Origin of the sequence: Caballeronia sp. LjRoot31, assembly GCF_964253885.1 — a bacterium.
GTDB lineage: Bacteria > Pseudomonadota > Gammaproteobacteria > Burkholderiales > Burkholderiaceae > Caballeronia.
Map to the genome: position 1 here is coordinate 37,490 of NZ_CAXURX020000004.1, position 21,064 is coordinate 58,553.

The 21,064-nt window shown below is 57.9% G+C and carries 21 protein-coding genes; 9 read left to right on the forward strand and 12 right to left on the reverse strand.

The annotated features are described in order from the left end of the window. The first annotated feature begins 17 nt into the window (after positions 1-17). Both ACSQ8V_RS38170 and ACSQ8V_RS38175 read left to right on the forward strand, forming a co-directional pair. A complete protein-coding gene (locus ACSQ8V_RS38170; protein WP_436209317.1) occupies positions 18-395 on the forward strand; it encodes a hypothetical protein in 378 nt (125 codons plus the stop codon). Positions 396-432: 37 nt separating this feature from the next. After that, positions 433-1,671 carry a hypothetical protein gene (locus ACSQ8V_RS38175; RefSeq protein ID WP_436209318.1) on the forward strand — a complete coding sequence of 413 codons (1,239 nt, stop codon included), beginning with the start codon at positions 433-435 and terminating at the stop codon, positions 1,669-1,671. 27 nt (positions 1,672-1,698) lie between these two features. Here the strand turns inward: ACSQ8V_RS38175 and ACSQ8V_RS38180 are convergent, their stop codons facing one another. The 3 genes from ACSQ8V_RS38180 to ACSQ8V_RS38190 are packed head-to-tail and all read right to left on the reverse strand — an operon-like array spanning position 1,699 to position 7,616. Then, positions 1,699-3,966 carry a hypothetical protein gene (locus ACSQ8V_RS38180; RefSeq protein ID WP_436209319.1) on the reverse strand — a complete coding sequence of 756 codons (2,268 nt, stop codon included), beginning with the start codon at positions 3,964-3,966 and terminating at the stop codon, positions 1,699-1,701. Continuing rightward, complete coding sequence (locus tag ACSQ8V_RS38185) at positions 3,963-6,566, reverse strand: DNA topoisomerase (RefSeq protein WP_436209320.1); 2,604 nt, start codon at positions 6,564-6,566, stop codon at positions 3,963-3,965. Before ACSQ8V_RS38185 ends, ACSQ8V_RS38180 begins: the two co-directional genes overlap by 4 nt. Positions 6,567-6,569: 3 nt before the next feature. Continuing rightward, positions 6,570-7,616: a hypothetical protein gene (locus ACSQ8V_RS38190; protein ID WP_436209321.1), complete on the reverse strand. Its 1,047-nt coding sequence runs from the start codon at positions 7,614-7,616 to the stop codon at positions 6,570-6,572. A gap of 238 nt (positions 7,617-7,854) precedes the next feature. Here ACSQ8V_RS38190 and ACSQ8V_RS38195 point away from each other — a divergent pair, with 238 nt between their 5' ends. Together ACSQ8V_RS38195 and ACSQ8V_RS38200 are read left to right on the forward strand one after the other, a co-directional pair. Beyond that, a complete protein-coding gene (locus tag ACSQ8V_RS38195) occupies positions 7,855-8,340 on the forward strand; it encodes a helix-turn-helix domain-containing protein (RefSeq protein ID WP_165989573.1) in 486 nt (161 codons plus the stop codon). A gap of 292 nt (positions 8,341-8,632) precedes the next feature. After that, positions 8,633-8,923, forward strand: coding sequence for a helix-turn-helix domain-containing protein (locus ACSQ8V_RS38200; protein ID WP_436209322.1), 291 nt, complete (start codon positions 8,633-8,635; stop codon positions 8,921-8,923). A gap of 407 nt (positions 8,924-9,330) precedes the next feature. Here the strand turns inward: ACSQ8V_RS38200 and ACSQ8V_RS38205 are convergent, their stop codons facing one another. Then, positions 9,331-10,056, reverse strand: coding sequence for a hypothetical protein (locus ACSQ8V_RS38205; protein ID WP_436209323.1), 726 nt, complete (start codon positions 10,054-10,056; stop codon positions 9,331-9,333). A gap of 111 nt (positions 10,057-10,167) precedes the next feature. Beyond that, entirely contained in the window at positions 10,168-10,785 is a 618-nt protein-coding gene (locus tag ACSQ8V_RS38210) for a hypothetical protein (RefSeq protein ID WP_436209324.1), read from the reverse strand. A gap of 220 nt (positions 10,786-11,005) precedes the next feature. Here ACSQ8V_RS38210 and ACSQ8V_RS38215 point away from each other — a divergent pair, with 220 nt between their 5' ends. From ACSQ8V_RS38215 to ACSQ8V_RS38225, 3 genes are all read left to right on the forward strand, one after another. Next, positions 11,006-11,446, forward strand: a complete 441-nt coding sequence (locus tag ACSQ8V_RS38215) for a hypothetical protein (RefSeq protein WP_436209325.1) — start codon at positions 11,006-11,008, stop codon at positions 11,444-11,446. A gap of 10 nt (positions 11,447-11,456) precedes the next feature. Continuing rightward, positions 11,457-11,600 carry a hypothetical protein gene (locus tag ACSQ8V_RS38220; protein WP_165989563.1) on the forward strand — a complete coding sequence of 48 codons (144 nt, stop codon included), beginning with the start codon at positions 11,457-11,459 and terminating at the stop codon, positions 11,598-11,600. 441 nt (positions 11,601-12,041) lie between these two features. After that, complete coding sequence (locus ACSQ8V_RS38225; RefSeq protein WP_436209326.1) at positions 12,042-12,353, forward strand: hypothetical protein; 312 nt, start codon at positions 12,042-12,044, stop codon at positions 12,351-12,353. 28 nt (positions 12,354-12,381) lie between these two features. Here ACSQ8V_RS38225 and ACSQ8V_RS38230 read toward each other — a convergent pair whose 3' ends face one another. From ACSQ8V_RS38230 to ACSQ8V_RS38245, 4 genes are all read right to left on the reverse strand, one after another. Further along, entirely contained in the window at positions 12,382-12,624 is a 243-nt protein-coding gene (locus ACSQ8V_RS38230; protein WP_436209327.1) for a hypothetical protein, read from the reverse strand. A gap of 221 nt (positions 12,625-12,845) precedes the next feature. Next, positions 12,846-13,865, reverse strand: a complete 1,020-nt coding sequence (locus ACSQ8V_RS38235; RefSeq protein ID WP_436209328.1) for a D-cysteine desulfhydrase family protein — start codon at positions 13,863-13,865, stop codon at positions 12,846-12,848. A 366-nt stretch (positions 13,866-14,231) separates the two neighbouring features. Continuing rightward, entirely contained in the window at positions 14,232-14,864 is a 633-nt protein-coding gene (gene yfcF / locus ACSQ8V_RS38240; RefSeq protein ID WP_436209329.1) for a glutathione transferase, read from the reverse strand. Between the two features lie 125 nt (positions 14,865-14,989). Further along, positions 14,990-15,526 (reverse strand): GNAT family N-acetyltransferase, encoded by a 537-nt coding sequence (locus ACSQ8V_RS38245; RefSeq protein ID WP_436209330.1) that lies wholly within the window; start codon positions 15,524-15,526, stop codon positions 14,990-14,992. Between the two features lie 388 nt (positions 15,527-15,914). On the opposite strand from ACSQ8V_RS38245, the gene ACSQ8V_RS38250 reads away from it, so the two are divergent. After that, the gene (locus ACSQ8V_RS38250; protein WP_436209331.1) at positions 15,915-16,511 is read left to right on the forward strand and encodes a flavin reductase family protein; all 597 of its coding nucleotides are present in this window, start codon (positions 15,915-15,917) and stop codon (positions 16,509-16,511) included. 274 nt (positions 16,512-16,785) lie between these two features. After that, the gene (locus ACSQ8V_RS38255) at positions 16,786-17,418 is read left to right on the forward strand and encodes a LysE family translocator (protein ID WP_436209332.1); all 633 of its coding nucleotides are present in this window, start codon (positions 16,786-16,788) and stop codon (positions 17,416-17,418) included. Between the two features lie 763 nt (positions 17,419-18,181). Here the strand turns inward: ACSQ8V_RS38255 and ACSQ8V_RS38260 are convergent. The 3 genes from ACSQ8V_RS38260 to ACSQ8V_RS38270 form a co-directional block, all read right to left on the reverse strand. Further along, positions 18,182-18,706 carry an AAA family ATPase gene (locus tag ACSQ8V_RS38260; protein WP_436209333.1) on the reverse strand — a complete coding sequence of 175 codons (525 nt, stop codon included), beginning with the start codon at positions 18,704-18,706 and terminating at the stop codon, positions 18,182-18,184. 177 nt (positions 18,707-18,883) lie between these two features. Beyond that, positions 18,884-19,312 carry a TetR family transcriptional regulator gene (locus ACSQ8V_RS38265; protein WP_436209334.1) on the reverse strand — a complete coding sequence of 143 codons (429 nt, stop codon included), beginning with the start codon at positions 19,310-19,312 and terminating at the stop codon, positions 18,884-18,886. Continuing rightward, complete coding sequence (locus ACSQ8V_RS38270) at positions 19,284-21,062, reverse strand: tyrosine-type recombinase/integrase (RefSeq protein WP_436209335.1); 1,779 nt, start codon at positions 21,060-21,062, stop codon at positions 19,284-19,286. The genes ACSQ8V_RS38265 and ACSQ8V_RS38270 overlap by 29 nt, the downstream gene beginning before the upstream one ends. Positions 21,063-21,064 lie beyond the last annotated feature (2 nt).

Here is a 21,064-nt window from a genome sequence, read left to right on the forward strand (position 1 = left end):
CTGCCGCGCCATACACGATGCGACATACCGGCCACGATACGCGTCTATCGCCTGATCACCCGATCGACGACTTCCTGCGCTCGATCGCCCGTTATGTCCGGGCCACAACGTTCGGCGTTCCGCGGATCATTGTCGACACAGCCGGCAACGTCAGACTCGACGTCCATACGACAGAAACGGTCGCGGACCTCGCCTCACGCGTTGAGCGCTCGCTGCCTCCTCACTCAAGCTGTCTTGAGCACGGGCTGGCTCGCATCATCGCGGTTCGGGACGCGTCCCGGAACCTCAATGCTGTCGCCCGCGAGGCCCTGATCCACTACGCCTGCGCCGGAGACAACGCCCTCGAGAAGATGGAGCTCGCCTGCTCACGACTTCCACGCGAGAACGGGGCATAGCCGGGCTCGCCGTTAGAACCCTGGAGCAAATACACAAATGGAAAAGATCGAAATCTCCGGCCATGTCAGCCTGGATTCTGGCACGGGCCAGTTGACGCAGCGTACATCGATGCGTCCGCCCGGTGTACTGCACGTGGCACTTGGCCGGCTACCCCGGTCGGCGTGGACAGGTCAGTCGCCGGAGCTGGCCCGGGCATGGCTTCAATGTCCACGCGTAAGAGCGATGACCATGCGACACGCCTTCGCGTATAGCTGCGACGCGGACGATCTGATGATGAACATGTGGCTCATTCTCACGGAGAAGCTGCTCGCGAACCTCGACGAGCCCGCAAACGTGTACTCCCTCGTGTTTGCGACGGCGGAGAACTGTGCTCGCACCTTGCGCAACGCGCAGCGGGAAGTATTATTGGACGACGGTGATGATGAGGACCACTCAGATGCGGTAAGCCGCATCCCGGACGAGGCCACGATCGCCTCACCCGCGACGGGCAATCATGTCGAGATCAGCCTCGATCAGGAAAGCGCAAAGCGCGCGCTGGCCGAAAAAATCAAACGATTGGGCTGGCCTCAGGCGATTCCTCGCAGTGATTCCGGTTATCGTCGCGCCGGACGACCACTTGGTTCGAGAAATAAAATTGACCCGTATAATTCGCGAAAATCCTCAGGCGATTCCACCATGAAAACGCAACTGTCCCCCTACCTGACTACCGAGAAACCCCGCTTCATTGACGAAGCGCACTCGATTGAAATCGAGCGGGAGATGGCCGACGCGAAGACTTCCCCAGACCCGGCCGTTCGGGAGCTCCAACCGACCGCCCGCGAATTGCTGGAGATTCGCCTCGAGCTCGGCATGACGAACCGAAGTTTCGCACAGGCCCTCGAGGCGTCGACGACCGTGGTGTCCGCGCTGCTCTCCGGTAACGTATATCGGCACGAACAGGCGCAGGGTCTGCTCGCGCGTGCGCAGGCCCTTCGCGCCCAGTTACTCAAAAAGCGGGATACTGCCTTTCTGATCACGAATGACATGCAAACGATCGTTCAGAATTGGCGCAAGCGCCTGCGACTCAAGTCATCGCCCGAAAAGGCGGCTCGAGAGATTGCGGTCCTGTGCACTGCGAATATGCCCGAAGGCCAGGCCGTTAGTGAGTCGACGATGTACCGCTGGTGGCAGCAGAATCGCAAACCGGTTGACCTGGAAACGCTGGTCTCAATCCACCGGGTTGTGCTGCAGCTTGAGAAGCAGGGCACAAACTCAGGTAAGGCGCGCGGCGGCTAAGATCGGCGCCGCCGGCGCTCATCGTTGTCATGCGCCGCCACGCGGCGCGTCGCGCAGGATCTGATAGCACACACCGACGACCAGCACGCCATCTATCACACCTTGCCTGATGGCCTCGTCCATATCTTCAAAGGTATAGGAAAGCTTCGAGCGCGTGGCCATGTAGGCTTTCACGTCGGCCGTGCGGCACATTACCTTGTTACCCGGGCTATCATCATCGGCGGCAAGTTCGCGGTGCACGAGCTCCCCTTTCGATATTCCCGTCCATAGCATCGAACGGACAGCTTTTGAGAGGGTGCGTGGCGACAAGGATTGCTTGCCCGACGTCGACGCCGGCGCCGGGTCGGCAGAAGGGGGGGCTGAATTCTCGCCATCCTGCGTTACATTTTCTCCATTATCAACGGGCGCCGATAGCGACTCAGATGAATCCGGTGCTGGGTCAGCCCCGGGGCTTGACTCGCCGATATCCGGTTCGTCCCACGGTGTTTCCTCGTCGTCCCAAGGCGTGCCGCCGTCGCCGCTGTCAGAATTCACTTCCGAAGTCGACTTCCCGTCGGCTGGCGCCGAGGGCGCCGTTGACTCCTTCGCACGCCGAATCGCCTCCTGCGCTTGAAGAGCGGCGCCAAGCGGGTCGAACCCACCGGGCATTTCCTCGCCTGCATCCCCCGCGGGTGCCGAGTCAGTAACTTCAGGCTGAAGTTCAGCACCGAGCGCAAGATCAGCGATAGTGGTGCGATCGGCGCCTCCCGCCTTGCGAACGCCGCCCATACCCAGCCTCGACTTGCCGATTACGGGCACCTTGTCGAAATCCGCTAACTGGCCGAGCGCAGGGAAAAGGGTGTCGGCCCTGATGACAATGACCGAGCCCAACCGGAACGCCGGCGCGCCCCGCTCTTCTCCGCTTTTAGGCACCTTGCGCTCGCGGTCCGCCCAGTAGCTTTTCGCCGCGAAAAACTGGACGTTATAGAGTGCCGTCGAGGGACTGCGTTCGCGATCCGTGAACAGCACGCCACGATCGTTGAAAAGCATCAACACCTTTTTCGAGACCGCGGATACGTCGTTCCTGAGTTCCTGAATGGTGTTGGTGACACGCGCTTCGGCGCTGACAGCGTCAATGAAATCCTTCTCGACGAGGTAGACAAGATTCGCGCCACTAGCCGGGTCGCGATACTTGAAGCCGATGTTCCCGGAGCCCGTTCGACCGTTGATCGTGCCAACGCGCGTCAGAACGGATTCGACCGCCTTCCAGAGATCCTTGCCTTCAATTGTTTCAACAAACTGGCTCTCGCCGCCCAGCTCGCCTTTTGCCGCCGCAGCATTCAGGCCCGCTTCGCGCTTGGACGAGAGAACATCCGCTCGGATCAGCAGCTCGAGCATCGCGTGATTGCGATCGGACAGGACCTCGAACCCATCGAGAGTGGGCATGTCCTGGGGATGGTGGTAATGCCCAACTACAAGCGATAGCGTATCGCGGTCATCGTCAGGCAGATCCCAGAATTCCGGCATCCGCGCGAGTATGCGCGAGCCCGTCAGATCGTGGTCACGACGGCAACCGGTCAGCGCACCACTGTCATCGTACTCGTAGCATTCGATCTTCCCGATATCGTGCGCGAGTCCCACCAGGGCGATAAGCGGGTCGGCGCCGTCGAACTGATACGCTGGTTCTTTGAGCTTTAACGTGATTTTGAAGTCAGGCAGCTTGATTGTGCCGTTGTAGGTGTGCGACGGAGCCAGCTTCACCATGTACCAGCAAACCAGCAGGCTATGAACGAGCAGATTGCGACCGCCGTGGCCTCCTGGAACGTGGGTCGCTGGCAGCGCGCGGTGTTGTGCCATGACCCGCTCCAGCGCGTACATGAGCCTGCTGTGCTCCGGCGCACTCGAGTCGAAATGCGTGTGCCACTGATTCAGGAAGCCGGTTGAACCGTCTTCGCTAATCTCGCGGACTGCCGCGACGTCATGCTCTGCAAGCGACTTGTCGTCGCGCGGCAACTCGCCGAGATGAATCGGTATGGGTCCGATCGTAATGCTGACACCCCGCTCGATCCTTCCCTTCAGCGCTTTTTGCACCTGGCGCCTGTCGAACCAGATCGAATACGTGGTGACCGCCGAGCCTGCGGCAATACCGGCTGCAACGGAAACGATGACTGCGAGAGAATATTCCCAGCCCATCGTCGCGCCGTGCAACACCATATCTCTCAAGCTCCAGCCGGCGTGCCACAGCGTCAGCAGACACCACCAGAAGATCGAGACAAACGCGGTAGCCTTGATGATGGGCTGCTGACGCGATATCACGGCTTATCCATCCAGTAGAAGTACTTGCACTCGGGGAAATGAGTGCAACCGGCATATGGGCGGTCACTCGCGCGCGCGGAGCGGAGTGTGAGCTTACCTTTCTGGCAACCCGGACACGTTGATCCGATAGGTCCGCCGGTTACTTTCGCCGGCGTCGACGATGCGGGTTTTTCCGCGACGGCGACGGTTCCGGACTTCGCCAACGTCTCGGTGGCTCCTGTCGGAGGTTTTGGCCGAGCCGGCGGCAAGGTCAGCCGTTCGACCTCAGAACGGGTTGCTTTTCCCGCGACGTCGGCCGTTCTGACGCCCGGCTTGCCGTTATCGTCGGGCAACGTCGCCTTGCACGTCGGGTAGGCCGTACAACCCCAGAAGGGGCCGTTTGCGCCTTTTCGTTGCATGAGCGCTTTGCCGCACTTTGGGCACGGAAATGTGACCCCCTTCGCTGTCGCGGTCACTTTCCCCGGTGCCTCACGGGATGTCCGTGCCTCGCCCGGCCGCCCGTCAGCGTCCGGAAGAGTCGTCTTGCACTTGGGGTAACCGCTGCAGCCCCAGAAAGCCCCATTCTGGGTTGTGCGCCTGATCATGGGCTTGCGGCAAGTCGGACAAGCGAAGGTCTCGCCGGTTGGTGAAGTCGAAGTAGGCGCGGCCTGCTGCGCGCCGGGTTTGCCATCGACGTCCTGACGGGTTGCCGAACACGCGGGGAAGCCTGTGCATCCCCAGAAATGGCCCCTGTTTCCCTTTGCCTCGCGCCGCATCATGGGCTTGCCGCATGCTTCACACGTTGCGGCGGGCGGTACCTGTAGACTACGGTTGACGATATCGACCGTCAGGCGTTTGATTCCATCGAGAAATTCCGACCCCTTCGCCTGCCCCTCCTCGATACGCTTCAGGTGCGCCTCCCAATCTCCCGTGAGCTCCGGCGAAAGCAGCACTTTTGCATCAAGCCGTGTGAGCAGCGCCTTCAGCTCGAAGGCCTTTGCTGTGGGAACGAGGTTGCGCTGCTCTCTCGTCATGTACTGCTCCTCGAGCAGTTTCTCGATCGTCGCCGCACGCGTGGCCGGAGTGCCCAGTCCTTTCTTGGCCATCGCTTCGCGCAGCGCATCGTCAGCCACGTCCTTTCCTGCATGCTCCATGGCGGAGAGTAGCGTTGCCTCGTTGAACCGAGGTGGCGCCTTTGTTTCTCCCTTGCTGATTTTCATGGACTCGGTCTTGCCTCGCTCACCTGCGCCCAGTGCTGGTAGCTTGGCCTCCGCGTCGCCGTCGGTACCCTTCTTGGCCTTCTTCGCAGGGGCGTCCCCATACACGGCTTGCCATCCCTGTGCGACAAGCACTTTGCCGCGTGCGACGAATCGGTCATCGCCAATCCACGCTGTACGCAGCGTCACTGCGAATTCCGCATCTGGATGAAAGACGGCGAGCAGTCGCCTTGCAACCAGATCGTAGATTTTCGCCTCGTCTGCCGACAAACCCTGTGGATTGGATCCAGTGGGAACGATGGCAAAGTGGTCGGAGATCTTGCTGTTATCAAAGACCTTTTTTGTCGGCCTGATCCACCCGTTATCGAGCACCCGCCGCGCAGCTTCTGCATATCCTTGCGTCGCAAGGGCCTCGACGGTCCGGGTTACAGTCGGCACATAGTCTTCCGGTAACGCCTGCGAATCCGTGCGAGGATAGGTCAGAACCTTGTGGGTCTGATAGAGGGCCTGCGCGATTTTCAGCGTGTTGTGAGCAGAGAGGCCAAAACGTTGGTTCGCTTCGCGTTGCAACGTTGTCAGGTCGAAGAGCACCGGTGCGGCCGAGCGGCTTGGAGTTGTGTGTTCTTCGATTCGATCCGGATTGCGTCCAGTGCAGCGGGACAGAATCGCCTCCGCCTTTCCCCGTTCCCACAACCTCTCTGCCGGCGCGCCAGGCTTAACCAATTCCGCAGGGCAGTGCCACGTTGCGTCATACGCTCCGGCCGCAAGCGTGAAACGCGCCTGAACCTCGAAGTATTCTTGTGCCACAAAAGCGCGGATCGCTTCTTCGCGCGCCACGACGATCATGAGGGTCGGCGTCTGCACCCTGCCAGCAGTGGTTTGCTCGCCGCGTATACGCGAACAGCTGCGGGTGACATTGATCCCAACGATCCAGTCGCTCTCATTGCGCTTTCGGGCAGCGTCGGCGAGTGGCCGCATCTGCGCGTCACTGCGCAGGTTTTTGCTGGCCTGGAGAATGGCTCCAGGCGTCATTGACTGAAGCCACATCCGCTTTAGCGTTTTGGATGTGCGAGCGTATTCCACAATCAGCCGGAATATCTCCTCTCCTTCGCGACCAGCGTCACACGCATTGATCACCGTGTCGACATCCGGTCGCTTCATCAGCGTAATCAGCTTGTTCAACTGGTTCTGCGCCTTATCCCGGACCTCGAACGCAAAGCGTTCCGGAATGACCGGGAGCTGGCTCGCAATTTCGGGTGGCGCAGTCAGCCCCAGAAGGTGCCCGACCGCATTGGAGATCACCAGGGAGTCGTTTTCCCAATGGTCCCCGACAACCCGTACATTGAGCGCCTTGGCGATGTCCTTCGCGACCGACGGCTTCTCCGCGATGATCAGGGATTTCATGGCTTACTCCCCAAGAATCATCTTCCGGTCTTCTGGATTATCACGGCACATTTGCTGGTGTTCTGCGGAAAGGGTCGCCCACAGAGGATGGCTTTCGAGGTCTAGCGTCGCTACGTCAACTTCGCGTTTTGCTGGCGTCACTCCAGTGGTCGTTGACGCTTCTGACGCAGTGGAAGTCGGCGCCGCGGGAGTTTGCTTCGCGGGGCGTTCTGCGCGCTTCGCACCGCGCTTGAAGCGCTGATGCATCTCGATCATCCAGGATGGGTATTTGTCTACGGGACCCCCGATATAAACGATGTCGATCGCAGTCGGCAGTGATGGTTCCATGATCTGAATGAACGGAACGCGGCGCACCTTAGGCTTACCGTCGACCAGTTCACCTTCGATCTCGACAGGCTTTACCCGGTATTTGCCCTCGGCGTAGATCATGTCGCCGGGCTTGATGTACGAAGCAACTGTCTCGGCGAGCTTCCCATAGTATTTGACGGGAATCACGTTTTCCTCCTCGGTGTCCTGTCGCAAAAGAATCGTACAGGCCCCAGACTGAACGACCTCGCCACCCGGATCCACTTCCGTCTTTCGAACGCTGATGCCCACCACCATGCCTGCAATCTTCACCTGATTGCACGCATTGCTCGCGCGGTAGCCGCTACCGTAGGGGCGGAAGTCTTTGTCCTCAGGCGCGCGTTCTGGAACGACCTTCTCAAACGCGCTTTTGTTCGGTAGCTCGAGGACGTTCGGCCGTTCAAACGAACGGGCGTACACGCGAAGGCCCGGCTCTCCGCTCTCTTCCGTGTGAGATTGAACCTGGCAGATCATCTTTACCGCCTCACGCACCTTGAACGGTCTCGGTAGCCGGATTCCGGGTGGCACCGTCACGGGAACGAGGAGATTCAGGTTATTCGTCAGCTGAATCCAGATCGTTGCTCCCTCGAGCGAATGAATGTGACCCGTGAGGTAGACAACGTTCTTGAAGCCCCGGAAGTACTGGTGTTTTGCAGGTACTGACCGTGCGGCAACAGACAGTAATGTGATGGACTTTTCGGTCATGGAAAGCTCCCATTTGAGGAACTCCCATCCTAGTTTAAAATCTCCGCAAGAAATAATTTTGGCCAGACTACGAAAAATTTGCCGAAGATTCCGGCTTTTGGCCTGCTAGAACCTACCAGGCGGAACCTGCAACAGATTTTAGAAAGCAATTGTGAGATTTTCGTAAATTGAGTATATAAGTGATCGACCTCACAAGTGATCGACCTCAACTTTTACTTTCGTCCCCAGGACATAAAACATGGATCACCCTTACCTCGAGAAGCAGCGTCAACTCATCGTCCAGGTCAAGACGATGATGGCTCGCCATAACATTGATGCCCGAAGACTCTCGGAGATTCTTGGACTGTCCTACTCGCACGTGGTAGGTATTCTTGCTGGAGACCGATGGCTAGGAGGAGGAGACAAAAGCAATGTAGAGAAGTTTGCCAAGTTCCTTGGAGTGCCAGTCCTGACAATCCTGGTCTGGTGCAATTACATCACTGCGCAAGACTGCGTGGTCTCTCACGGCGTAAAGGAATCTCTGGCCTTAGCGCTTAGAAAGCTGGAACTCGATCCATCTGCAAACGTTCTTGTGCCCAGCCCTGATGACTGGAACGAAACACCAGAAAGCGTTCAATTGGCCTTCGTGATGATGTACGAACTGTACGCGAAGCGGACTCTGCTCGAGCACGCACACATGGAGCTGCCGGAGAACGCTTTTAATAAACCGATCCCGAAGCCCTAATAACTGCGTGTCCATTGCCCGTCGCGCGAAACTACGGCCGCCCGGTAGTCGTATGACCGAACAGTAGAGGCGGCCCGCTGTATTCCGCATACAGACACTAGACGACTGGATCGACCCGTTGCAAGACCACTTCAGTGCCGGCCACGCAGACGGCACAGAGACAGAGGTCTGGCCTAATTCATCCCATCAGTTGATTGACAAGGTCTTTCATACTGATTGGGGTCCGCCCTATCGCTCATACGTGATGTAAAAGCCGTGGATGTAAATACTTCGAATTGAAAGCATTGCGTTCATGTCGCCAACACTGAAACCGCCTTCTCCATCCCAGCCGACCAAGACACTACGCGAGCTGCTTGCCTACAACGTACGGGCTTGTCGCGTCGCAGCGGGTGTCTCACAGGAACAGCTTGGTTTCGCTGCAAACCTCGACCGCACATTTATCAGTCAGGTGGAGCGAGCTCGAATCAATGTCTCGATCGACAACATAGAGAAGATCGCAATCGCGCTGAACGTCGACGCGGCCACGCTGCTCCAGCGCCCTGAGGCCATTTCGCGAGCTCGCAAAGCGTCGGAACACGGTTAGTCGCAGTGTGCTATTGGACTGCGGCGTGCTCCAGAATGATGTGTCAGTACGGTTGCGTAGGCATCCAGTGCTCGCAGACGGTGACGAAGCGGGGAGCCGTTGACAAGGGTGAGGTCGGAGGTGATGCTGACCGGAACTCGCACCCCAGACTGCCCACCCCTAACCCCGCCCACAGGCGGGGAAGTCCTTGCCGCCGGACGGGCTCGGTGGCTGGCATCGAACAGCTATGCCAGCCACATGCCCTTGAGCGTCAATGGTCAGATGGGCGCGTCAATGGTTCGCTGCGCCGGACGTTCCGTCCGCCATTGACCCGCCCATCTGACCATGAAAGGTGAATGCAGCTGACGAGAAAAAGCCCGCGTCTCGGGGAGATCGCGGGCATTGTGTTGTGGTGGTAAGGCTGTCGCCTACGCTCCGGAAATTGCAGCATCAAGTACTGCTGGCGTGATGTCCATCAGCTCCAATCTACGACAGATCTCTGCATAGTCTGGGTCGACCTTCATACTCGTGAGTCCCCTGTCCTGCAACTCATGGAAAGCCTGATACCCGCTGTCCCGTCGCTGGATCAGGAGCCCTTCTGCATTGCGGGAAACAACTACCACACCGCCGACTGCTGAGGTACGGTAGAAGATTCCGTAGATCTCATCCGTCAGTGGGAATCGCCCTTCCGAAGGTTCAAAGAAGCAGTAATATCGCTGCAGTGCGAGTAGCCAGGGGGTGTCGGCCGGCGCTTGCAGCATACAGATCCGACTGAGTGCGCCTCCTGAGACGCGAAACCCTTTTGACTCGAGTGCACGACAGCGCTCCGCAAGCTCGAGCGCGTCGCGTCTGCTCTCGGCAGGATCGCTGTGCGAGTAATGCTCGATCTGCCTGCCCTTCCAGAACACGTACCCTTGATGATCACGAGTCAGATGCTCTATGCCGTGAAACCAGTGACGCGTGGTTGCATACGCTCCCGAAATTACCGAGCTATGGAGCTTTTCGAAAAGATCCCTGCCCGCCTCGTTCAACGCACCGTTTACCGCCTGTTCGACGAGTTTGAGGTCTCTCGCCTCCAACGTGTCGCCATCGCGGGTTCGCTGAAGAATCTCGATTGCTTTGTCTGCAACTTCAACCTGTACGCTTTCCATCATTCGATCTCCTGAAAGTAAGTCCGCGGCTGCGGACAATGAACTGAGCCCAGGAGATGTGAGGACAAAAAAAACCGCGCTTCGAAAGGAAGCGCGGTTCGTGGTTTGCAATCGCTAGGTTCCGTCACTCTCGGCTGCATCGGTAAGATCCGACCATTCCTTCGCAAGATGTGCGATCGGATCATCTGGCTCGTCGACCATCTCACCATCCGCGACGCGAATCAGCAAATGTCCCTCGCCGAGCATTGCGCCCGGGTCGTACTCCATGCGACACCCTGCCGCTGCGAGCTCCTGCGCGATTGCTTCCCGGCGATCGATCGCATCGACTCGTGATGCGGTGGCTTTTGATGGATGAGGTGAAGCGTCCGCCGCTCTCCTGGCAACCAGGGCAGCGGTGCTGCGCACGAAATGGTGCGAATCATCTAACAGCGCGCGCTGTGCATCGGCGTTGCAACGCGTGAAGAGCAGATCTGCGACAAGGGCGCGGGCGCCCCAATCCAGACCATGGAGATGCGTTGGCGAGATCTCGGGCAACAGTGCCAAGTGCCTTACTTCCATTTCACGCAGCTCGTACAGCTTCTCGACGAACTCCGCTGGCATGCTGCCCTTTCTAGGGTATCGGTCGCGCAGCGCCTGGGACGAAAGCACTACGTCTGAGTTCAACCCTCCGTCGACCGAACCTGCTATTACAATCGCTACCCCGCTCGCCCGAATGTTCGTTTCGCTGCTCATTGAGAAATCTCCTTGTGTAAGCCCGTGCTACCGGGCGATGAACTAAGCACAAGGAATGTCGCGACAAAGAAAAGTCGCGTTGAGTTTTTTGTGGCGGCGCATATCCGAACGCCATGTATATGATTGCGCTCACGCACGCTGGACGAACCTGTCTGGTATGGCGGAAAGGCGGGCGACCGGAGCGCTTCTACGGAGAAAAACAGATATGCTTGAAGGTGTAATGTGGTTGTTCATCAACCTCGTGCTTCCAGTCATCGCACCCATTTTGGGTATGTGGCTGGAAATCGTGTCCGCGCGTAACATTCGGGACGACGCTGAGAGGTTGGACGCGCTCAGAAGACGCCGGATCGTCATGCTGTTCAAGGACGGGCAGCTTGGATGGGTCGGCCTGCTGATGTGCTTTGCGGCCGTCTCCGATACACTCGACGGCATCAGAAAGCATGGACTGCCCAATTGGGCACCGGTGGTTTTCGTTGCGTTGCTCGGACTGGTTTACACGAGCGGGTATTTCGCGACGAAAGGTGCGGTGGATACGGCTGACGCGCTGGACGGCTTTGCCTGGCGGACTTTCGCCAAGGACTATCCGACCGCGTTTTATACTATAATATTCACTGTGTTTTCTGCCGCATTATTTGGTTACGCCCACTTCTGGGCTCAATGAGGATCCGACTATGACTACCATCGCACATCGCCTTTTTCCTCGCGCGCATGGCAAGGAAGCCATGTTGTCGCTGTCCGCAGTCATTGCCGGCGCCGTCGGGTCCATAGCAACGATCGTCTTGATCGTCGGCGACGCCCTGAAGCTCTGGCACTAAAACCGCGTCGCAGCCCCTATGGGTTGCTAAGCCAAGCTATACCAAAAAGCCGCCCCATGCACGGGGTGGCTTTTTTTTGTCGTACACCTCGATACCGCGCTGATAAAGCCATTTGGGGCTGTCTTCAGGATCCGGACGAAGACGTACGTCAGCCGCCCGCAAAGCCTTACTGGGGAAAGATCAGACCTTCCACAGAAACGGGAATCATGTCGCCAGCACGTGCGAAGTTAAGTCTTTGATTTCATTGATTGTGCACCGCAGCCATCGTACGAAAAAAATCCGAATCGTGAAGTCATCCCCGCAACAACATCCTTTTCCTTGGAGTCGCGACCTTCGAAACAAGCCGAGAACACTTTGCGCCTTGCGTTTCGCCAGACCAACGATAGACACGCTGCGCATCGCCTATACTGTATATCCATACAGCTTTTGTGATGCAGAATCATGTCGCTCAAAATCGAGGATTTCGAGCCCGTCTCCAATGGAGACCTGCGTGATCTATGGCGGATTTGTCGCGATCCAGCCCTTCGTCGGCTAATCCTAGAGGTGGTGCGCTACCGGCGCGTCATAGATAGAGCGCATGCTGAGGCCCTGGAAATTCATTACGGCCTGGAAGCAAATAACCAGGGGAAAATTGTTGGTGCTGCGAAGTCGCTATTAGCTCGCCTACAAGACGAGCACGTCCGACTCGGATCACAAGGTGGCATCATGATCAAATTGCCGACGGATGGTCAATATGCCGGTAAGCGTTGGTGAACCAAGGATGTGCCGCACAACCGTAGCTCTACAGGAGCGATTCGTTCACCTCAGACTTCGGTTTCGGGCGCCGCGGTGGAATCGGCGCCGGCGCGGCGGCCATCTCGTTAGCGGGAAACAGGTTTAGGAACGAACGCGCCTCGTCCGTTGTGCGGCAGCCAAGCCAGTCTTGGTATTGCTCAGGCCGCAAGATGATCACCGATCGCTTCTCGGCCCCCGGCTTATGAAAGCGCCGCATGAGCGCATGGTTCTCGGCATTGACGGTAAGCATCGTTTCTCAATAGCGGTAACCGTTACCAGGAGCCGTCCAACCGAAGCGCAATAGTGCGGTCCGGCGGCGCATCGGCATACGAAGCGTCGGCCTGTCTGGTCCACTGCGCCCCTTCATAAGACGGCCATCGCCGCGCCGTCGTGATCGGCGCTTAACGACCCGGAAGAGACCTTCAGGTCGATTCGAAGCAGCCACTCAAATTGCCGACGCAACACGCGAAGTTAAAACTCGCTTCGGTAAGCAAAAAGCCCCGGAAGCCCACCGGTCATTACGAACAGGATATTTTGACCGGCAACGTAGTTTCCGGAGGTGGCGCTTTCCACGAGACCCGCGAAGGCCTTTCCACCATATACGGGATCAAGCAACAGGCCTTCCGTCGATGCCAGCAGGCGAACAGCGGCGCGCATGCTGTCGGTTGGGATTCCGTAGCCGGATCCGAGTTGCGCTTCGTCAATCGAGATCGCAGTGCTATCAACGCGCAGATCTGTACCTATGAGTCGAGCGGTTTGATTTGCTTTATCGAGTGTGGCGGAATGAGCCTGTTCGGCCCGCCCATATACAGTGAACGCAGTGATAAGCGACGGATTCAAGTTCAATGCGACAAACCCGGCGACGAGCCCAGCGTGCATTCCGCCGCTTCCGTTGGGAACGACGATGCGATCGAAGACCAAACCAACTGCGTTCGATTGGGCCATGATTTCAGCCGCGCAATCCGCATACCCCAAACAGCCGACGGGACTTGAGCCGCCGAGCGGGCATACATACACGTTTCGACCTTGCGCTCGCAGCTCGTTCGCGCGTTCTTCGGCGAATTGCAATGCGTTTGCCGAACCCGGCAAATCATGCACGCGCGCATCAAACAGGCTATCAAGCAGGATATTGCCGTTGTCGATATAGTCGGTGTCGAAACGCGGCACCGCTCTAGTCAGAACAAGTTCGCAATTGAGACCGACACGTGCCGCTGCCGCGGCCGTCAGGCGGGCGTGGTTCGACTGTCTTGCCCCGACAGTGATTATCGTGTCCGCGCCGCTTGCGATTGCTTCCCCGATCAGGAACTCGAGCTTTCGCAACTTGTTACCGCCGCCGCCTAAGCCGTTCAAATCCTCTCTCTTAACGAAAATGTTGATGCCACCAAGGCGGGCACTCAGGCGAGGAAGGTGCTGGATGGGGGTCGGCCCCTCAAGAAGAATACGACGCGGGAATTTCGAAAGATCAAGCTGGGATATTGATGCGATGGTCATTGGCTTCGGCGATTGGATGAATTCCACAGCGCGATTACTCGCGGTCGTATCTGCACTGACTCTAATGATATCGGAAGAGCCGTGGCGTTTGAGTATGGGCGCGCAACGATCGCGAGCCCCCTCTTCGATCCGATGGTCAACGATTTACGCAGCGACGCCGAACGGCCGCTAGTGGCCGATCGGCGCCTGATGCCAGTAGCATAGATTGACCGGATCGCACGCGGCCACGATCGGCAACACGCGACCCGCAACAGTCAGTCGCATTTTCAGAGAGCGGACACTCAGCGAGCGCGCCCAATCGTGTGCCCTACACCAAGACGCCAGCATGAACAGCAACAAAGAAGCACGCGCGGCAAGTTCGAGGGTTCACAGCGGGGGGCGATTCAGGGCGACCCAATGCTGAACAGACGGCCTTTGCCACTGATGCGCAGCGTAGTCAGCCAACCTTCCCGGTACCGTATCACCATTCAGAACGAGCCGGTTCAGCATGAGAGCAAGCTCTGCGTCTGCGATGCACCACTCGCCGAAGAGGTTTGGCGAGTGGTCGGTAAGCAATAGCTCGCAAGCAGAAAACAGTTTTCCTGCAGCCGTACGTGCTGCAGCAGATAGGGGCGCCGCGGAAGCGCCGTAAAATACCACCTCAGTGGAGCGCTCTTGCCGGATGGGCATGAGATCGCTTCGCAGCCACGCTTGGACTTGGCGTGCGCGAGCGCGACTGATCGCATCTTTTGGGTATAACAAGGTGCCCGGAAAGACCTCGTCGAGATACTCAGTTATTGCTGACGACTCGGACAAAGCGAAACTGCCGTGAATCAGCGCAGGTACACGCTGCGTGAGCGAACTCGCTGCATACCCAGGTTCGAGGTTTGCATTGTTGGCCAGGTCGATGGTTACAAGCTCAAACGACAATCCCTTTTCGTGAAGTGCCACGAAGGCCGACATCGCATATGGACTTGCGAATTGAGTATCGGCGTAGAGACGCAGATTCGTCGATGGCAAAGTGGGCTCCTGTTTGTTTACGCAAAGAAAACGATTTTTAACGATCTGGGTGACTGTGTCGAACGTCTCAAAGTGGCCGTACCTCGCCTGTAAAAGGATGTATTGGCTCCGCCCCGCCCCGTCGACTAGTCGTCGTTCAGACGCGCATACAGTTGGAAATTTCCCGGTGTGCCACGGACCATGCGAAACGAGCGAAGCAGCCCCTCGTGCCGATACCGGCATTTCTGCAGTACGCGTGCTGAACTCACGTTCGTCTCGAGGACAGTTCCTTGAACTCGGACGAATCCGAATGCCGAGAACGACCATTGCGTTACGCTTGAACATACCGCACTCGCAATTCCTTTTCCCCAATAGTCGGGCGCGAGATCGTAAGCGATTTCCGCAGTACGGTTGACATCGGAGACGGTGTGAAACCCTATCGTGCCGATCAGTTCGCCAGAAACGTCACTGATGATCGCCAGCCGCCTGATTGAGGTCGGCAATTCAGAATCAAGCGCGTCAAACATGGGAAGAAGGTCATTTTCTGACTGTAGGTTCCAGCTAGTGTGTCGAACAACATCGTGATTCGACAGATACGCGTACCAAAACGGCAAATCACGTCGTTCGAGCTGACGAAGCGAGAGACCAGGATAGCCGGACGGAGGAGCGCTTAGAATTTTCATTGTGTTGTGTACCCGGAGTAGGCGGTGCGCACAAAGCCTGGAGCCGCTGGCGGCACTCTGCGAGAGATTCTAGCCGATCATCCTTTTTCAAATGGCCAATCAGATTTGTCGACAATCCTGGCCGCCGCTCCCAAGGTCCGAAAGTGGCCGGTCCTTGCCGGATGGCGGTCGGCGCTTCCCGACCCTGAACTGCCCTTCGATATGCTCCGGAACGGACACTCGCTCGATGTTTCTCTTCCCCTGCGTCTTCGGCACTACGCCGATGGGATGCCTGCTCATACAGACTGCTCCGGCGCGGCGCCTCGACCCCGATACTTCATCACGCGCTGAAACATATCGCTGGGAGTAGCGTCGAGAATGGGCGACTTTGAGCTTTTGCGAGGGCGTCATGCAAACCGATGTTGTCGAACTACCGGTCCTGTACTTCGGAACTCCCGTGGCATTAATTTCCAGTGTGAATCCCGACGGCGCGACCAACCTGAGTCCCATTTCGTCATACTGGGCGCTATCGGACACAATCATGATCGGGTTGAGTACAGCAGGCCGATGCTATAGCAATATTCTCCAGCGCCCGGAAGCGGTGCTCAACTTGCCCGATGCTTCATTGTGGAAGAACGTCGAGGCCATTGCGGCGACCACGGGCTCCGAAGTTGTGCCGGACAACAAAAAACAGATGGGCTATCGATTTGAGCGTGACAAGTTTCGATGCGCAGATTTGAATACGAAAGCAAGTGAATGTATCGTGCCCGATCGGGTTGCGGAATGTCCGATTCAGATCGAAGCGAGGGTTGTTCGCATGCACAGGATTGGGAGCGACGATGATGCTATGGTTGCCGCAGAATTGAAGGCTCTGCGAATCCATGTTCATACTGAGCTGCTGGCGCCAACCCGCCGGATCGATGTGGAACGATGGAAACCATTGCATTATGTATTTCGACACTACTACGCGTTGGGCGGCTGTCTCGGCACGAATTTTAGGGCGTAACAGACCAGATCCCGAGGCGTTGTCGAGGTCTGACCGTAGATAGCCGGTCGCACGCAGGTATGGCCGCACGCGTAGTTGTTGCCACCGATTGTCAACGAAGTAGGCATGGACGCCGAACATCTCAAACTGGCCGGTCGCTGTCGAATTCACGACGAGTCAGTTGCAATCGGATCGACTTTGGCTGCCGAAAGCGGGCAGCCAGCCCGATTGACCCCAGAAGACGCGTTCATTAAACTGAGATCCCTTTCGCGCCTTGCGCACAAGCGGACCTGTCATGCCTAGCCTCGCAACTCTCGGACTCTTTTCAGCGGCCTGTCTCGCGCTCACTATGACTCCCGGTCCGGATATGCTGCTCATAGCGTCGAGAAGCGTTACTCAAGGACGATCTGCTGGTTTCGCATCGCTTGCCGGGATTCAGGTTGGGACTTATTGCCACGCTATGCTGGCTGCGTTTGGCCTGTCCCAGTTATTCCTCGCGGTTCCCGTCGCCTATGATGTCGTCCGGTTCGCGGGTGCCGTCTATCTGCTCTATCTCGCATGGAAGACCCTCCGCGCGTCCCCCATGCCGATCTCACCTACCGCTGGCGGTACCCGTTCTCCTGTTGGGAAGATATTCGGGCAGGGATTGCTAACCAATCTGCTGAATCCGAAGATGGCATTGTTCGTCCTTGCACTCTTCCCGCAATTTTTGCGTCCGCAAGATGGCCCAGTGGCCTTTCAGATTTTGACACTCGCCACCGTGCTCAACTTCATCGGTCTGATCGTGAACGGAGCGGTCATACTTTCTGCAAGTCAACTTAGCCGCCGGTGGGCGGCTCGACGCCGTCCGTCTCGAACCCCGCAATACCTGCTTGCTTCGGTTTTCGCTGGATTGGCGGCGAGACTTGCTGTCGCCAGCCAGAACTGAACATCCCATGGAAAGGCAGGCGTCGTTACAAAATTGTCGGCGATCTAGGACTTTCGATCGAACGGCTCAAATTGGCCGCGCTGAGACGGATACACAGTTCAGGCTGTGCCGGTTCGGGCTGCCGTTTCAGGCGAGAAGCCGCGACTTTTGAATAGCTGCTCTGATGCATCGTTCCCAACGGTGATCATCGCGCAGCATTCGAGATAACCGAGCGCCCCGAGCGACAACAGTGCTGCGTCCACCAACCTTCCACCGTCACCCGTTCGTTTGTACGAAGGTGCGGTCGCCACCACGGCAATTACTGGACAGCCATACGGTTTGTAATTGCAAACGAGGCATGCGGATCGAAGACCGTCAGTTTCTTCAATCGCCCACGATGCCGCCGGAATCCATTCCCCGTACCGACCGGCGACAATCGCGGTTGCCTTTGATTCGTATCGGGTCATAGCCTGACCAGCATCATCGATTGTTCCGAGAAACGCGCCAAAAAGAAGCGCGCCTAGCGAGGGTACGTCTTCCCGCGTTACGTTGCGAAGATTGGCAGGTATCACGCCCGCGCCAGACTTGGCCAACAGCGTCCGCTTCCAGAGTCGCGCGTTGCGCCCAGGTGTCTCATCCGGCATGCCGTGTCCTTCTCATCAACAGGAAAGCCTCATTGTTCGCGAAACGGAGATCGATTGTCGACTATGAAGGCTGCTTATTCGAGTGTCTCTTGCTGGCCGAACCCTACCTCATGCAATCAGCATGCTCGGCGTGTCAGATACTAAACCATTCGATTCTCGGGAGGTGCCGGCGACAGGCGCTGCATGATTGATTCGACGGCTTGCTCGACCGAAACCTTTGCGGTGTCGACGACGAGGTGCACTGCCTCCCATGGTTCGTATTGACGTTCAAGCACGCTCTTCCATGTCGGCAACTGAAAGCCTGGGATATCAGCCTTTCGCCCCTCGACCCTGTGACGGTGCATCGCGACGTCCGAACAAATCAACTCGATCTCGAAAATCTGCACACCTGCATCAAACGCCACATTTCTCCAGGCGCTACGCGTAATGTGCAAGGAATTGACCGAGTCCGCGACGACGGTCAACCCGAGCCGTAAGTTATCGCCCGCAACGGCATATGCGGCTAGGTAGCCGGCAGGTCCAATGTCCGCCTGCCCGTCCCCAGACGCGATGAATGCCTGTTCCAACGTGTCGATACGCAGATAAACTGCGGCGAGCTTGCGTGCGAGTGTTTGCGCTACCGTTGTCTTTCCGGTTCCCGGTAGTCCTCCGAAGGCAATCAACATCCCAATGCTCCCTGAGCGATTTGTGTCTAATTGTCGCGGATTCCGGAGGCGACCTTGACTGGTCGATGTTGGCCGCGTAGCTCCGCACCGCCTTGGACGTACATCGACCTTTCCGCACATTTTAGATGGCCCGAAAGCAACGGTTGTTTCCTTTGATCAGTGTTGAACTGTGCCTCATCAACATTCAGGGGGCCGTCGGAGCGTCACGACGTTTCCACTGGCCATAGCCTGCTGCATCTGAAGCTCTCTTCGTAGAGCTTCGTTGACTGAAGCCAGCGTGCGCACTTGCTGCCGCCAGCCTTCGATCTCGATTCGCAGTTCCTTGATCTTCCTCCGCTCTAGCTCCAGGACAGTGAGCAGGTCGTCAGGATGCCGGCGCGGGGGCTTGCCTGCCAGCCCCCGCACCTCTTGCGCGAAGTCGGGGTACTTGTTGTGAAGTAGAGCAGCTGATACGCCCGCCTCTCTAGCCACTGCGGCAATCGATGGCGTTGCACCCGTGGCCTGAAGGCGCCCAAGCGCTGCGCGCAGTTCGAGTGCGGTCTGTTGACGGTTTCGCTGCCTGGGCGTGTCGCCCGATTCACTCTTTGATGTTTGCTTTGTACCCATCCGGGTCGCCATAAAGTTTCACTCCTAGATCGCTCAACACCTCTCTAGACTTCCGCAGATCGCGCTGAACACGGCACATCGCTCCGGCGCCGAGATCATTCGCCTCGGTCAGGAGCTCCTCCTGATGCGCGTAGATCTCCGACCATGCCAGTGCGAACGCGCTATCGATGACCGCGTCGTTGCAGGACGTACAACGTGTGGGCTCGTACAACCCTTGGCCACCGCACCCTTCGTCCTGCGCCAGGCACCACGAGTGACCGGTGCTTCGGATGCTAATCCAATCAGCGGTCTCTTCGATGAGCGCCTTCCGGTTTGGATAGTTGTGTGCGCGTATCGCTGCAATCCGTCGGCCGCCGCCACCTGAGAGCGGCACGTCTTCGCTCATCCACCCTTGGATAAGTTCGACCTTGTGGGTGTCGATTTCTTCGAGCAACTCGTCGTAGAGCGTCTCGTCCTGCATCGGGTTTGCGGCGTAGAGCTGTGTCATCTCAATGCTGGAATGCTTGAACTGCTCCTTAAGGAACAACAGGTTGCCGAGGCGATGACGCACGAACGTCCACGCATATACCCGCCGCAGTTGATGCGGCGCGAGCGCCCAGTCAATGCCAGCCGAACGGGCAAATACACGCATGCACCCGCGGCAGGCGACTCCTGAGATCGCCCGCACGGAGTCGTCATGGCTCCCACGCCCCAAAAACAGTCGCCGACGGTCGGCCCGGGCTTCGCTGATACGCCTCAGCCGGTCGTGTCGATCCGAGGGACATGTGTCGGCTTCCCATAAGGCAAGGCGCTGCTCCAGCAGCCGTCGTAGCGGCGCAGACCAGCGCTCCATGACTTGCAGAATCCGATGGCCGATCGAAGGCATCAGATACTGGACTCGGCCCTTCTTCGTCTTGTGCTCGATGCTGACGACCCAGTGGTACGTGATGCCGTCCTTGTGCTCCGTGCTTCCTGCGCCAAGCTCGATACCTACGATCTCCTCACATCGCATCCCTGTCAAGACTCCGAGCATGAAGAAACAGGCGTGACGCAGCAATATAACCTCAGGATCCTTGTACGCGGATCGCATCCCCGTGTCACGCTCGTCGAGCAACACATCAGCGCGATCGAGCAGCCGCTCGGCATGCAAATACAGCGTCTGTAGAACAAGTGGCGGAATCAATGGCGTCTTGCCGGACTGGCGAGCCGCCTTCCCAGTCCAGCCAGCCACGGCAGCAGCTGACAACCCTGGCCAAGGTGGAAAAGCAAGGCGGTCCGCGTGCTGGTCGCCAAAGCGGTAAAGAAGCTCAACGGCTAGTAAGTTATGGGCGAGAGTCCCAGCCTTCACTCGGTCGACCGTCTTCCGCTCATGCACGAAGTTCGACAGATGGATCTGCTGCACCTGCGACAGCGAAAGTATCCCGAGTCGCTCCAAGTAGCCGAAAAAGACCGCGAGATGCCATACGCTTGAGGCCATGGTTCTAGCAGTCGGTCTCGGCCGTCCAGGCAAACCGACGCGCCAGTACCGGTAGATCACCGCCTTGCTTACCTCACGGAAGTCTGCTGGCACGCACGACCAGTCAATACGCTTGTGGCTTGGAGTCACGTTCGATTGCGTAAAGAATGGCCACAGCTCCCATACATCGTCGCCGAAGCGGCTCAGCGCATGCCGTTCGCCCGAGTCGTCGATCACTTCGCTAATGATAATCGAAGCACAGGGCTCGCTGCCCGTCTCACCGATGCTGAGAGGCTGCTGGGTCAGGACAGACAAGT